The sequence below is a fragment of the Pseudoalteromonas sp. G5_S1_14_S5 genome, from assembly GCF_054968605.1.
The window spans coordinates 1-12397 of record NZ_JBQKUM010000012.1 but is presented as its reverse complement, the minus strand read 5'-3'; the positions used below and the strand labels follow the sequence as shown (position 1 = coordinate 12397).

Below are 12397 nucleotides of genomic sequence, written 5' to 3'. Positions count from 1 at the left end.
AATCCGTATCTACGACTCATCCTGATTATCGCCTTTCCACCGATGCTTGTGATTCACCGGCTAGCATCTGTAAAAGTACGCCTAAAACCATACACCAATAACCCAAACGCCAGATACAAAAAAGGCACCCGAAGGTGCCTTTTTGTTATCTCTTAGAGATTACTCTTCTGAAGAGAAACCTGCATTTAGAAGTGCTGCAAGGTTATCAGTAGCTTGTTCAGCTGATGGACCTTCCTGCTCTTCTTCACGCTTAGCTTGACGCTCTTGGTGGTATGCGAAACCAGTACCAGCTGGGATCAGACGACCAACAATTACGTTCTCTTTCAGACCGCGAAGGTCATCACGCTTACCAGAAACCGCAGCTTCTGTTAGTACGCGAGTCGTTTCTTGGAACGATGCAGCTGAGATGAATGACTCAGTTGCAAGAGATGCTTTAGTAATACCTAGTAGATCACGTTCGAAACGTACTAGCTCTTTACCTTCAGCTTCTAGCTTACGGTTAGCAATCTTCACGTTGTGGTACTCAACTTGTTCGCCAGGTAGGAACTGAGAGTCACCAGAATGTGTGATTGTACACTTACGTAGCATTTGACGAACGATAGTCTCAATGTGCTTATCGTTAATCTTAACGCCTTGTAAGCGGTAAACTTCTTGAACTTCGTTCGCGATGTACTGAGTTACTGCGTGGATACCACGTAGACGCAGGATATCGTGTGGAGTTTCAGGACCGTCGGCGATTACATCACCACGTTCAACCTTCTCACCTTCGAACACGTTCAATTGACGATGCTTAGGAATCATCTCTTCGTAAGTGTCACCACCTTCACGAGTGATTACTAGACGACGCTTACCTTTCGTTTCTTTACCAAAAGATACAGTACCTGTGTGCTCAGCAAGGATCGCAGGCTCTTTAGGCTTACGCGCTTCGAATAGGTCTGCTACGCGTGGTAGACCACCGGTGATATCTTTGTTACCGCCAGATTTCTGAGGGATACGAGATAGTGTGTCACCAATGCCAACTTCAGCACCATCTTCGATGTTTACAATCGCTTTACCAGGTAGGAAGTAGTGAGCTGGCATTTCAGTACCAGGGATCATTACATCGTTACCTTGCTCGTCAACAAGTTTGATAGCTGGACGCATATCCTTACCTGCTGCTGGACGAGCCGCTGCGTCTGTAACTTCAGAAGAAGAAAGACCCGTTAGATCATCCGTTTGACGAGAAACAGTTACACCGTCGATCATATCAACGAACTGGATGCGACCTGCCACTTCTGTGATGATTGGCATAGTGTGCGCTTCCCAGTTAGCAACAACTTCGCCAGCTTCTACTGCGTCGTTGTCCGCTTTGCTCAGTACAGAACCGTAAGGAAGTTTGTGCTTCTCTTTGGTGCGACCGAACTCATCAACAATCGTCATCTCAGATGCACGAGAGGTGATAACTAGCTTCTTATCTTTGTTGATTACGAACTTAGCGTTGTGAAGTTTCACAGTACCAGTTGTCTTAGCTTGGATGCTGTTCTCTGCTGCTGCAGTAGATGCCGCACCACCGATGTGGAACGTACGCATCGTTAGCTGTGTACCCGGCTCACCGATAGATTGTGCAGCGATAACACCAACTGCTTCACCTTGGTTCACTAGGTGACCACGTGCTAGGTCACGACCGTAACACTGTGCACAACAACCGAAGTCTGCATCACAGGTAACAACAGAACGCACTTTCATACGGTCTACAGAGTTGTCTTCCATGATCTGACACCACTTCTCATCAATCAGAGTGTTACGTGGGATCAATACATCTTCAGTACCAGGCTTAAGAACGTCTTCCGCTACTACACGACCTAGAGCAAGCTCAGAAAGTGCAACTTTAACGTCACCACCTTCGATGTGAGGCATCATGTCGATACCTTCGTGCGTGCCACAGTCATGTTCGTGAACTACAACGTCTTGAGCAACGTCTACTAGACGACGAGTTAGGTAACCCGAGTTCGCTGTTTTCAGTGCTGTATCCGCAAGACCCTTACGAGCACCGTGCGTTGAGATAAAGTACTGAAGGACGTTTAGACCTTCTTTAAAGTTCGCTGTGATCGGCGTTTCGATGATTGAACCATCTGGACGCGCCATCAGACCACGCATACCTGCTAGCTGACGAATCTGAGCTGCGGAACCACGTGCGCCCGAGTCGGCCATCATGTAGATGCTGTTGAACGATTCTTGCTGTTCTTCTTCGCCGTCACGGTTGATAACTGTTTCAGAAGATAGGTTATCCATCATCGCTTTCGCAACGCGGTCATTCGTAGATGCCCAGATATCGATAACTTTGTTGTAACGCTCACCCGCAGTAACAAGACCAGATTGGAATTGCTCTTGGATTTCGCGAACTTCTTCTTCAGCAGATTCAATTTCATCGTATTTCGCTTGAGGTACAACCATATCGTCGATACCTACAGAAACACCTGAAAGTGCAGCGTATGCAAAACCTGCGTACATGATTTGGTCAGCGAATATTACTGTGTCCTTAAGACCAAGCTTACGGTACGCTTCGTTAAGTAGGGTAGAAATTTGTTTCTTACCTAGCTTTTGGTTAACGATGCTGAACGGTAGACCAGCTGGAACGATTTGCCATAGCATTGCACGGCCAACTGTTGTATCAACCAGCTTCGTTTCAGTAGTGCTGTTACCATCTTCGTCTACTACGGTCTCAGTGATACGAACTTTAACGCGAGCGTGTAGCTCAGCTGTCTTAGTACGGTATGCCTTCTCAGCCTCTTCAGGGCCAGCAAGGTACATACCTTCGCCTTTCACATTGATCTTTTCACGAGTCATGTAGTAAAGACCCAATACAACGTCCTGAGAAGGTACGATGATCGGATCACCTGACGCTGGCGACAGAATGTTGTTTGTCGACATCATCAGAGTACGTGCTTCAAGCTGTGCTTCTAGAGTTAGAGGCACGTGTACCGCCATTTGGTCACCATCGAAGTCGGCGTTGTATGCCGCACACACTAGTGGGTGAAGCTGAATCGCTTTACCTTCGATTAGTACTGGTTCAAACGCTTGGATACCTAGACGGTGAAGTGTAGGTGCACGGTTGAGTAGTACTGGGTGTTCGCGGATTACTTCGTCTAGGATATCCCAAACGATAGCTTCTTCGCGCTCTACCATCTTCTTAGCAGCTTTGATTGTCGTAGCCATGCCACGAGTCTCTAGCTTGCTGTAAATAAACGGCTTAAATAGCTCAAGTGCCATCTTCTTAGGAAGACCACACTGATGTAGACGAAGGTATGGACCTACTGTGATTACAGAACGGCCAGAGTAGTCTACACGTTTACCTAGAAGGTTCTGACGGAAACGACCTTGCTTACCCTTGATCATATCAGCAAGAGATTTCAGAGGACGCTTGTTCGAACCTGTGATTGCACGACCGCGACGACCGTTATCTAGAAGGGCATCAACAGACTCTTGCAGCATACGTTTTTCGTTACGTACGATGATGTCCGGAGCAGCTAGCTCTAGAAGACGCTTCAAACGGTTGTTACGGTTGATCACACGACGGTAAAGGTCGTTCAGATCTGAAGTCGCAAAACGACCGCCATCTAGAGGTACTAGAGGACGTAGATCTGGCGGAAGAACCGGAAGTACAGTCAGAATCATCCATTGCGGATCGTTACCCGATGCAATGAACGCTTCAACTAGCTTCAGGCGCTTAGTGATCTTCTTACGCTTAGTTTCAGAGTTAGTTGTTTCCAACTCTTCGCGCATTTCTTCCACTTCTTGATGAAGGTCCATTGTTGCAAGCAGATCTTTGATCGCTTCTGCACCCATCTTAGCAGTGAATTCATCACCCCACTCTTCTAGGCGATCTAGATACTCTTCTTCAGTAAGCATCTGAGATTTTTCTAGATCAGTCATACCTGGTTCAGTTACTACGTACATTTCGAAATAAAGAACACGTTCGATATCACGTAGAGGGATATCCATTAGTAGACCGATACGAGACGGTAGCGATTTTAGGAACCAGATGTGAGCAACTGGTGAAGCAAGCTCGATGTGGCCCATACGGTCACGACGAACTTTAGTTTGTGTAACTTCTACGCCACACTTCTCACAGATAACACCGCGGTGTTTCAGACGCTTGTATTTACCACAAAGACATTCGTAGTCTTTAACTGGACCAAAAATACGCGCACAGAACAGACCATCGCGTTCAGGTTTGAACGTACGATAGTTGATCGTTTCAGGTTTTTTAACTTCACCGAAAGACCATGAACGGATCATGTCTGGTGAAGATAGACCGATTTTGATTGCATCAAATTCTTCGGTCTTATGCTGCGCTTTTAGAAAGTTTAATAAGTCTTTCACAATCAGCTCCTGTAAGGAGTTAAAAGGGGCTCACCCGCAAAAGTGAGCACCTTCAACCAAATAATCACTTTTCTCTAGAAAGAAAGAAGGGATTACTCTTCGTCTTCTAGCTCGATGTTAATACCTAGCGAGCGAATCTCTTTCAACAGTACGTTGAACGACTCTGGCATGCCAGGTTCCATGCTGTGGTTGCCATCTACGATGTTCTTGTACATCTTAGTACGGCCGTTAACGTCATCCGACTTAACTGTTAGCATTTCTTGAAGCGTGTAAGCAGCACCGTATGCTTCTAGTGCCCATACTTCCATCTCACCGAAACGCTGACCACCGAACTGAGCTTTACCACCAAGTGGTTGCTGAGTTACTAGGCTGTACGAACCAGTAGAACGAGCGTGCATCTTGTCATCAACAAGGTGGTTCAGTTTCAGCATGTACATGTAACCAACAGTTACAGGACGCTCAAACGAGTCACCAGTACGACCATCAAACAGTTTAAGCTGACCAGATTCTGGCAGATCGCCCAGTTTAAGTAGTTCTTTGATTAACGTTTCAGAAGCACCATCGAACACAGGAGTAGCAATCGGTAGACCGCCACGTAGGTTCTTGATCAGTGTACGAACTTGATCATCAGACAGTTCAGCAATATCAACTTTCTGACGAGTATCACCAAGATCATAAACCTTCTGTAGGAACTCACGGAACTTATGAAGTTCTTGCTGTTCCTTAACCATTTGGTTGATCTTGTCACCTATACCTTTCGCTGCCAGACCTAAGTGTACTTCTAGGATCTGACCGATGTTCATACGCGATGGTACACCCAGTGGGTTAAGTACGATGTCTACAGGCTGACCTTTCTCATCGTATGGCATGTCTTCAACAGGGTTAATCTTAGAGATTACACCTTTGTTACCGTGACGACCCGCCATCTTATCACCAGGCTGGATACGACGTTTAACCGCTAGGTAAACTTTAACAATCTTAAGAACGCCAGGCGCTAGATCATCACCTTGAGTGATCTTACGACGCTTAGTTTCAAACTTCTTATCGAAGTCTGCTTTTAGCTCATCCCACTGCTCAGCAAGTTGCTCAAGCTGTGTTTGTAGCGCATCGTCTTCTAGAACTTGTTCTAACCATTGCTTACGACCGATCGTATCAAGCTTAGCTTCAGAGTAACCACCAGACAGAAGTACAGCTTTAACACGGTTAAGAAGGCCACCCTCAAGAATTTGGAACTCTTCAGTTAGGTCTTTCTTAGCTTCTTTAAGCTGCATCTGTTCGATTTCAAGTGCACGCTTGTCTTTCTCTACGCCATCGCGAGTGAAGACTTGTACATCGATGATAGTACCCGAAACAGAGTTTGGTACACGTAGAGAAGTATCTTTAACATCAGATGCTTTCTCACCGAAGATTGCACGTAGTAGCTTCTCTTCAGGAGTCAGTTGAGTTTCACCTTTAGGTGTTACTTTACCAACTAGGATGTCGCCACCCTTAACTTCAGCACCAATGTAAACGATACCTGACTCGTCTAGTTTAGACAGAGCAGACTCACCTACGTTTGGAATATCAGCTGTGATCTCTTCAGAGCCCAGCTTAGTATCACGAGCCACACAAGATAGTTCTTGGATATGGATAGTCGTGAAACGGTCTTCTTGAACTACGCGCTCAGATACTAAGATCGAGTCTTCGAAGTTGTAACCGTTCCAAGGCATGAACGCGATACGCATGTTTTGACCAAGTGCTAGCTCACCAAGGTCTGTTGAAGGACCGTCAGCTAGTACGTCGCCACGTGATACAGGTTCACCCGGTAGCACTGTAGGACGTTGGTTGATACATGTGTTCTGGTTTGAACGCGTGTACTTAGTTAGGTTGTAGATGTCGATACCAGCTTCGCCAGGTACTAGCTCATCTTCGTTAACCTTAACTACGATACGAGAAGCGTCAACAGACTGAATCATACCGCCACGTTTAGCAACCGCTGTAACACCAGAGTCAACTGCGATGTTACGTTCAATACCAGTACCTACTAGAGGCTTATCAGCCTTAAGTGTTGGTACCGCTTGACGTTGCATGTTCGCACCCATCAATGCACGGTTCGCATCATCGTGTTCTAGGAACGGGATAAGCGATGCAGCGATAGATACTACTTGGTTTGTCGCAACGTCCATGTAGTCAACGTGGTCGCGTGGGTGAAGACCAGATTCACCTTTTTGACGAGCAGTGATTAGCTCATCTGCGAACGTACCTTCTTCAGTAAGAACGGTGTTCGCCTGCGCGATTACAAATTGACCTTCTTGGATTGCAGACAGGTAATCAACTTCGTCTGTTACTACGCCATCTACTACACGACGGTACGGAGTTTCTAGGAAACCGTATTCGTTACAACGTGCAAATGCAGATAGTGAGTTAATTAGACCGATGTTTGGACCTTCAGGCGTTTCGATCGGACATAGACGACCGTAGTGAGTTACGTGAACGTCACGTACTTCGAAGCCTGCGCGCTCACGAGTAAGACCACCAGGACCTAAAGCAGAGATACGACGCTTGTGCGTAACTTCTGACAATGGGTTGTTTTGGTCCATGAACTGTGAAAGCTGTGAAGAGCCAAAGAATTCTTTAACTGCAGCAGAGATAGGCTTAGCGTTGATTAGATCTTGAGGCATGATTGCATCAAGATCACCAAGGCTTAGACGCTCTTTAACGGCACGTTCTACACGAACTAGACCAACACGGAATTGGTTTTCTGCCATTTCACCTACAGAACGGATACGACGGTTGCCAAGGTGGTCGATATCATCCACTTCGCCTTTACCGTTACGGATGCCGATCAGTTTCTTCATCACTTCGATGATGTCTGATTCATCCAGAGTACCGCGCTCTTCTTCTTCTTCACGCTCGATAGAGCTGTTGAACTTCATACGGCCTACAGTTGATAGGTCGTAGCGTTCTTCTGAGAAGAATAGGCTTTCGAATAGAGATTCTGCAGCTTCTTTCGTTGGTGGCTCGCCAGGACGCATCATGCGGTAGATTTCTACCAATGCAGAGATGCGATCTACTGTGCTATCCGCACGTAGAGTGTCTGACATGAATGGACCATGGTCTAGGTCATTCGTGAACAGTACTTCTAAAGCTTTGTGGCCTGCTTGAGATAGGTTAGCAAGTGCCTCTAGGCTGATCTCTTGGTTCGCGCCAACGATGATCTCACCAGTTGCTTCGTTGATGTAATCTTTAGATGCAACTTTACCAACGATGTACTCTACAGGTACTTCGATGTGCTCAACGCCATCTTTCTCAAGTTGACGGATGTGGCGAGCAGTAACACGACGACCAGTCTCAACGTAAACTTTACCGTTTGCTTCGATGTCGAATGACGCAGTTTCACCACGTAGACGATCAGGAACCAACTCCATAAGAAGAGTTTGGTCTTTCACTTCGAAGTTCACCTTGTCGAAGAACAGATCTAGGATCTCTTCAGTTGACTTACCTAGTGCACGAAGGATGATTGAAGCTGGTAGCTTACGACGACGGTCGATACGTACGAATAAGTTATCCTTAGGATCGAACTCAAAGTCTAACCATGAGCCACGGTAAGGAATTACACGTGCGTTATAAAGAACTTTACCAGATGAGTGGGTCTTACCCTTATCACTGTCGAAGAACACGCCTGGGCTTCGGTGCAGCTGGGATACGATAACCCTCTCGGTACCATTAATTACGAAAGTACCATTGTCTGTCATAAGCGGAATTTCGCCCATGTAGACTTCTTGTTCTTTAATGTCTTTTACAGTACCTGCTGGCGCATCTCGATCAAAGATAACTAGACGTAGTTTAACGCGTAGTGGCTTTGAGTAAGTTACACCACGGATTTGACATTCTTTAACATCAAAAACTGGCTCACCAAGACGGTAGCTAACGTATTGCAGCTCAGAATTGCCGTTGTAGCTCTGAATTGGGAATACAGAACGAAAAGCAGCCTCAAGACCGTATTGACCTTCTGGATCCTGTTCGATGAATTTATCGAAAGAATCAAGCTGGATCGATAACAGGTATGGAATGTCCAAAACTTGTGGACGAGTACCAAAGTCCTTACGGATGCGCTTTTTCTCGGTATAAGAGTAAACCATGGGGTTCCTCAGCTCGCTGATAAGTGACCCAAACTACCCAACACACTCCTCGGAGGGGGTAGTGACTAACAGCTGTTTAATGTAGTGAACAATCATATCGAAAACATGACTGTTTTTTTGCTCGGGTTATGACGCTTAAACAGCGGAAAATTCGTCATAGCCCTACAGCGCAAAAAGGCCGGTGGTTAAATAACCACCAGCCATTAGCCTTACGGCTAAGAAATTAAGTAATAATTACTTAACTTCAACAGAAGCGCCAGCTTCTTCTAGCTGTGCTTTAAGAGCTTCAGCTTCAGCTTTGTCAACGCCTTCTTTTAGAGGTGCTGGAGCTGAGTCTACAAGACCTTTAGCTTCTTTAAGACCTAGGCCAGTTGCGCCACGTACAGCTTTGATAACTTGTACTTTGTTAGAACCAGCAGAAGTTAGGATAACGTCGAATTCAGTTTGCTCAGCAGCAGCTTCGCCGCCAGCAGCGCCACCAGCTACAACTGCAGCAGCAGCTGATACGCCGAATTTCTCTTCCATAGCTTCGATAAGCTCAACAACTTGCATTACAGACATTTCTGCAACTGCGTCTAGGATTTGCTCGTTAGTAATAGACATAACAATTCTCTTTTAAGTCAACAATAAGTTTAATTTGCAACCAGTGAAAAGCAAGGCTTAAGCCGCTGCTTCTTCTTTTTGGTCACGTAGTGCAGCGATAGTACGAACCAGCTTGCCAGCAGAAGCTTCTTTCATGCACATCATTAGGCGTGCGATAGCTTCGTCGTAAGTTGGTAGTGTCGCTAGTACTTCAGCATCAGTAACTGCGCCTTCAAATGCAGCAGCTTTGATCTCGAAATCTTTGTTCTCTTTAGCGAAGTCTTTGAAAAGACGCGCTGCAGCACCTGGGTGCTCGTTAGAGAACGCGATCAGAGTTGGACCAGTGAAAGTGTCAGTTAGACACTCGTAGTCTGTACCCTGAACCGCACGGCGTGCTAGTGTGTTACGAACAACTTTCATGTAAACACCCGCTTCGCGAGCTTGTTTACGTAGAGAAGTCATTGCGCCAACTTCAACGCCACGAGAATCAGCTACAACTGCAGAAAGTGCACCATTAGCTGCTTCGTTGACTTCAGCAACAATTGCTTTTTTGTCTTGAAGATTTAAAGCCATTTGGATTAACCTCTGGTTGTGATTACAGCACCCATTACACTGTGTAATGAGCGTTTACGATGCTAATAAATATGAATCACTTCATTTAAATTAGGCACCGCCTACGTAGGTTTTATTAAGCTGAAGCTCCGAAAAGTACAGCGCCTACGGTCTTGGGATAGATAATTTGAATTGCTTCAAATCACCCAACCACAAATATTAGGCGCAGAAGTATACACTAAATCTGCGCCTAAGCAAATTAGTTTGCTTGAGTGTTCAGGCTAGCCTGATCAACAGCAACACCAGCACCCATAGTAGTAGAGATGCTTACTTTCTTCAGGAAAGTACCTTTCGCTGAAGAAGGCTTAGCTTTCTTAAGAGCAACTAGAAGAGCTTCTAGGTTCTCTTGAAGCTGGTTAGCTTCGAAAGATGCTTTGCCGATAGTAGTGTGGATGATGCCGTTCTTGTCGTTACGGTAACGAACCTGACCAGCTTTAGCGTTCTTAACAGCTTCAGCAACGTTAGGAGTTACAGTACCAACTTTAGGGTTTGGCATAAGGCCGCGTGGACCTAGGATAGTACCTAGTTGACCAACAACACGCATTGCATCTGGAGAAGCAACAACAACGTCGAAGTTCATTTCGCCTTTCTTCACTTGCTCAGCAAGATCTTCCATACCAACAACATCTGCGCCAGCTTCTTTAGCTGCTTCTGCGTTTGCACCTTGAGTGAACACAGCAACGCGGATTTCACGGCCAGTACCGTGAGGTAGCACAGTTGCGCCACGTACGTTTTGGTCAGATTTACGAGCATCGATGCCTAGGTTAACAGCAACGTCTACAGACTCAACGAATTTAGCAGTAGCTAGCTCTTTAAGAAGTGCAACAGCTTCGTTGATTTCGTATTCTTTAGTCGCGTCAACTTTGTCGCGGATTACGCGCATACGCTTAGTAAGTTTTGCCATCTTATTAACCCTCTACCACTAGGCCCATTGAACGAGCAGTACCAGCGATTGAACGCTTCATTGCTTCGATGTCAGCACCAGTCATATCAGCAGCTTTAGTTTCTGCGATTTCTTGGATTTGAGCGTCAGTTACAGTACCCACTTTTTCAGTGTTTGGACGACCAGAACCAGACTTAACGCCAGCAGCCTTCTTAAGAAGAACAGCAGCAGGTGGAGTCTTAGTTACGAACGTGAAAGAACGGTCGTTGTATACAGTAATAACTACTGGAGTCGGTAGACCTTTCTCAACAGATTCTGTTTTTGCGTTGAACGCTTTACAGAATTCCATGATGTTAACACCGTGTTGACCTAGAGCAGGACCAACCGGTGGCGACGGGTTTGCCATACCAGCTGCAACTTGCAGTTTGATATAAGCTTCAACTTTCTTAGCCATGATATTTCCTAATATTTGGGTACATGCGCTAGCCGTAAGGCAAGCTCCCCATAAATTCAATTAACGCTTTTTACTTCCATAAAAAGCAAAAAGGCGCGGAATTATAATCATAATTCGCGCCTTTAACAACCCTAAAAAGGTGATTTTTTATACTCTTTTATTTTGAACAAGTTGCTAATAAGTTATCCACAACTTAGTTCAATTAATCGAGTCTTAGTCCAGTTTTTCAACCTGACCAAATTCAAGCTCAACCGGTGTTGCACGACCAAAGATCGATACAGATACCTTAATGCGACTCTTCTCGTAATCTACTTCTTCAACAGTACCGTTGAAGTCAGCAAATGGACCATCGTTAACACGAATCACTTCACCGGCTTCGAACATCGTCTTAGGACGTGGAGCTTCGCTCGCTTTCTCTAGACGGTTCAAGATAGCATCAGCCTCTTTATCAGTGATTGGTGCTGGACGATCAGAGGTACCACCAATGAAGCCCATAACACGCGGAATGCTGCGTACTAAGTGCCATGATTCATCATTCATGATCATTTGAACTAATACGTAGCCAGGGAAGAATTTACGTTCACTTTTACGACGTTGTCCAGCACGCATTTCTACTACTTCTTCAGTAGGTACTAGCACATCGCCAAATAGTTCTTCCATGTTGTGCATTTTAATATGCTCGCGTAGCGATTGTGCAACACGACCTTCAAAACCAGAAAAGGCTTGAACTACATACCAACGTTTTTTTGGAGCTTCACTCATGAATCAGAACCCTCTACACCCCAGTCGCTAGAGAAACTAAACGGACCATAATGCCGTCAATTCCCCAAAGCACTAGAGACATAACAATACATACAGCTAAAACGATCAATGTAGTTTGCATAGTTTCTTGGCGAGTAGGCCAAACCACTTTACGAATCTCCATACGAGATTCTTTTGCAAAATCGATCGCAGCTTTACCTTTAGTTGTTGTTGCTGCAACGCCTAGTGCGGCAGCAATCAGCACAACTACACCTGCAGCGCGAATTACAACAGACAATTCACCATACAGGTAATTACCCACAACAGCAGCGGCTAACAGTACAAAAGCGACTACCCACTTCATTGTATCTGCTGCACTTGAGCTATCAGGAGTTTCAGCGTTTGCTTTCATAAAACCAACCTGTGATAAGTCTTAAATATAGACGACAATAACCCCGCTGTTGCAGGGCACATTCCTTTGCGTTGCAGAACAACACATCTAACAGTCATTTTAGTCAAAAAGACTGTTTAGTTCTTTACTAAGAGCTGAAATTGATGCCAATTCGCTCAACTCTTTTTTTAGCGCAGAAAAAGGGCATCAAATGATGCCCTTTTTACTAGTGGTTCGTCAAATCTTATGCA

General features: G+C 45.4%; 8 protein-coding genes. All 8 read right to left on the bottom strand.

The genetic code is table 11. From position 1 onward, the window contains the following. Nucleotides 1-159 precede the first annotated feature (159 nt). On the bottom strand, nucleotides 160-4362 hold the full coding sequence (gene rpoC, locus ACTRWI_RS05535) for a DNA-directed RNA polymerase subunit beta' (protein WP_499129809.1): 4203 nt from the start codon (nucleotides 4360-4362) through the stop codon (nucleotides 160-162). Between the two features lie 92 nt (nucleotides 4363-4454). Further along, nucleotides 4455-8483, bottom strand: a complete 4029-nt coding sequence (gene rpoB / locus ACTRWI_RS05530; RefSeq protein ID WP_499129808.1) for a DNA-directed RNA polymerase subunit beta — start codon at nucleotides 8481-8483, stop codon at nucleotides 4455-4457. A gap of 234 nt (nucleotides 8484-8717) precedes the next feature. After that, complete coding sequence (gene rplL / locus ACTRWI_RS05525) at nucleotides 8718-9086, bottom strand: 50S ribosomal protein L7/L12 (RefSeq protein WP_063524626.1); 369 nt, start codon at nucleotides 9084-9086, stop codon at nucleotides 8718-8720. 57 nt (nucleotides 9087-9143) lie between these two features. Beyond that, nucleotides 9144-9638: a 50S ribosomal protein L10 gene (gene rplJ, locus ACTRWI_RS05520; RefSeq protein WP_004737075.1), complete on the bottom strand. Its 495-nt coding sequence runs from the start codon at nucleotides 9636-9638 to the stop codon at nucleotides 9144-9146. A gap of 238 nt (nucleotides 9639-9876) precedes the next feature. After that, complete coding sequence (rplA, locus tag ACTRWI_RS05515) at nucleotides 9877-10581, bottom strand: 50S ribosomal protein L1 (RefSeq protein WP_004737074.1); 705 nt, start codon at nucleotides 10579-10581, stop codon at nucleotides 9877-9879. A 4-nt stretch (nucleotides 10582-10585) separates the two neighbouring features. Beyond that, nucleotides 10586-11014 carry a 50S ribosomal protein L11 gene (rplK, locus tag ACTRWI_RS05510; protein WP_026084318.1) on the bottom strand — a complete coding sequence of 143 codons (429 nt, stop codon included), beginning with the start codon at nucleotides 11012-11014 and terminating at the stop codon, nucleotides 10586-10588. 213 nt (nucleotides 11015-11227) lie between these two features. Next, the gene (gene nusG / locus ACTRWI_RS05505; protein WP_004737072.1) at nucleotides 11228-11776 is read right to left on the bottom strand and encodes a transcription termination/antitermination protein NusG; all 549 of its coding nucleotides are present in this window, start codon (nucleotides 11774-11776) and stop codon (nucleotides 11228-11230) included. 13 nt (nucleotides 11777-11789) lie between these two features. Continuing rightward, on the bottom strand, nucleotides 11790-12167 hold the full coding sequence (gene secE / locus ACTRWI_RS05500; RefSeq protein ID WP_004737071.1) for a preprotein translocase subunit SecE: 378 nt from the start codon (nucleotides 12165-12167) through the stop codon (nucleotides 11790-11792). Between the last annotated feature and the right edge of the window lie 230 nt (nucleotides 12168-12397).

What these genes read in the sequence shown, in the direction of transcription:
- rplK (WP_026084318.1), bottom strand. Translation starts at nt 11,014, where the DNA reads ATGGCTAAGAAAGTTGAAGCTTATATCAAACTGCAAGTTGCAGCTGGT.
- rplA (WP_004737074.1), bottom strand. Translation starts at nt 10,581, where the DNA reads ATGGCAAAACTTACTAAGCGTATGCGCGTAATCCGCGACAAAGTTGAC.
- secE (WP_004737071.1), bottom strand. Translation starts at nt 12,167, where the DNA reads ATGAAAGCAAACGCTGAAACTCCTGATAGCTCAAGTGCAGCAGATACA.
- rplL (WP_063524626.1), bottom strand. Translation starts at nt 9,086, where the DNA reads ATGTCTATTACTAACGAGCAAATCCTAGACGCAGTTGCAGAAATGTCT.
- nusG (WP_004737072.1), bottom strand. Translation starts at nt 11,776, where the DNA reads ATGAGTGAAGCTCCAAAAAAACGTTGGTATGTAGTTCAAGCCTTTTCT.
- rpoB (WP_499129808.1), bottom strand. Translation starts at nt 8,483, where the DNA reads ATGGTTTACTCTTATACCGAGAAAAAGCGCATCCGTAAGGACTTTGGT.
- rplJ (WP_004737075.1), bottom strand. Translation starts at nt 9,638, where the DNA reads ATGGCTTTAAATCTTCAAGACAAAAAAGCAATTGTTGCTGAAGTCAAC.